This is a genomic window from Aquimarina aquimarini, from assembly GCF_900299535.1.
Taxonomy (GTDB): Bacteria; Bacteroidota; Bacteroidia; order Flavobacteriales; family Flavobacteriaceae; genus Aquimarina; species Aquimarina aquimarini.
Genome location: NZ_OMKE01000032.1, coordinates 1 through 1,818, shown reverse-complemented (window position 1 = coordinate 1,818; position 1,818 = coordinate 1). Strand labels below are relative to the sequence as shown.

Annotated in this window: 1 pseudogene; it reads right to left on the bottom strand. The window is 43.6% G+C overall.

The features are described from left to right. Positions 1-1,818 (bottom strand): annotated as a pseudogene (locus tag DG508_RS13750) (hypothetical protein); the annotation flags it as partial.

Sequence of the window (1,818 nt, the reverse complement as noted above, 5' to 3'; positions counted from 1 at the left end):
CTCCATCGCCATCACAATCCAACCCATTCCATGCAACGCTTACATTTGCCGCTATCTGGCTAGCAACGGTATAATCACATCCATCAATTGGATTAGTACTATCTGTAATTTCCTGACCATTAGTTACCCCATCGCCATCACAATCCAACCCATTCCATGCAACGCTTACATTTGCGGCTACCTGGCTAGCAACGGTATAATCACATCCATCAGTGGGATTAGTAGTATCGGTAATTTCTTGACCATTAGTTACCCCATCTTCATCACAATCCAAGGCATTCCAAGTTGCACTCGGCGTAGCATCTTGATTAGCTGCTACCAGACTACAGTTATCTGTTGGGTCTGTAGTATCGGTAATTTCTTGACCATTAGTTACTCCATCGCCATCACAATCCAACCCATTCCATGCAACGCTTACATTAGCCGCTACCTGGCTAGCAACGGTATAATCACATCCATCAATTGGATTAGTAGTATCGGTAATTTCTTGACCATTAGTTACACCATCTCCATCACAATCTAACCCATTCCATGCAACGCTTACTGCGGCTACCTGGCTAGCAACGGTATAATCACATCCATCAGTAGGATTAGTAGTATCGGTAATTTCTTGTCCGTTGGTTACCCCATCGCCATCACAATCCAACCCATTCCATGCAACACTTGGCGTAGCATCCTGATTAGCGGCAACCAGACTACAGTTATCTGTTGGATCTGTAGTATCGGTAATTTCTTGTCCGTTGGTTACCCCATCGCCATCGCAATCTAACCCATTCCATCCAACACTTACATTAGCCACTACTTGATTGGCAACTGTATAATCACATCCATCAATTGGATTTGTCGTATCTATAATTTCTTGACCGTTGGTTACGCCATCGCCATCACAATCTAGTGCATTCCATGCTGTACTTGGTGTAGCATCCTGATTGGTAGCTACTAGACTACAATTATCCGTTGGATCTGTACTATCGGTAATTTCTTGTCCGTTAGTTACTCCATCTCCATCGCAATCCAAGGCATTCCATGCTGTACTTGGTGTAGCATCTTGGTTAGCAGCTACCAGACTACAGTTATCTGTTGGGTCAGTAGCATCGGTAATTTCTTGTCCGTTAGTTACACCATCTTCATCACAATCCAATCCATTCCATGCAACACTTGCCGTAGCATCCTGATTGTCAGCCACTAAGCTACAGTTATCTGTTGGATCTGTAGTATCGGTAATTTCTTGTCCGTTGGTTACGCCATCGCCATCGCAATCTAACCCATTCCATCCAACGCTTACATTAGCTACTACTTGATTGGCAACTGTATAATCACATCCATCAATTGGATTTGTCGTATCTATAATTTCTTGTCCGTTGGTTACGCCATCGCCATCACAATCCAATGCATTCCACGCTGTACTTGGCGTAGTATCTTGATTGGCTACTACTAAACTACAGTTATCTGTTGGGTCTGTAGTATCGGTAATTTCTTGTCCGTTGGTTACGCCATCGCCATCGCAATCTAACCCATTCCATGCAACGCTTACATTTGCGGCTACCTGGCTAGCAACGGTATAATCACATCCATCAGTAGGATTAGTAGTATCGGTAATTTCTTGTCCGTTGGTTACGCCATCACCATCACAATCTAACCCATTCCATGCAACACTTGGCGTAGCATCTTGATTGGCTGCTATTAGACTACAATTATCCGTTGGATTGGTAGTATCGGTAATTTCTTGACCATTAGTTACCCCATCGCCATCACAATCCAACCCATTCCATGCAACACTTACATTAGCTACTACTTGATTGGCAACTGTATAATCAC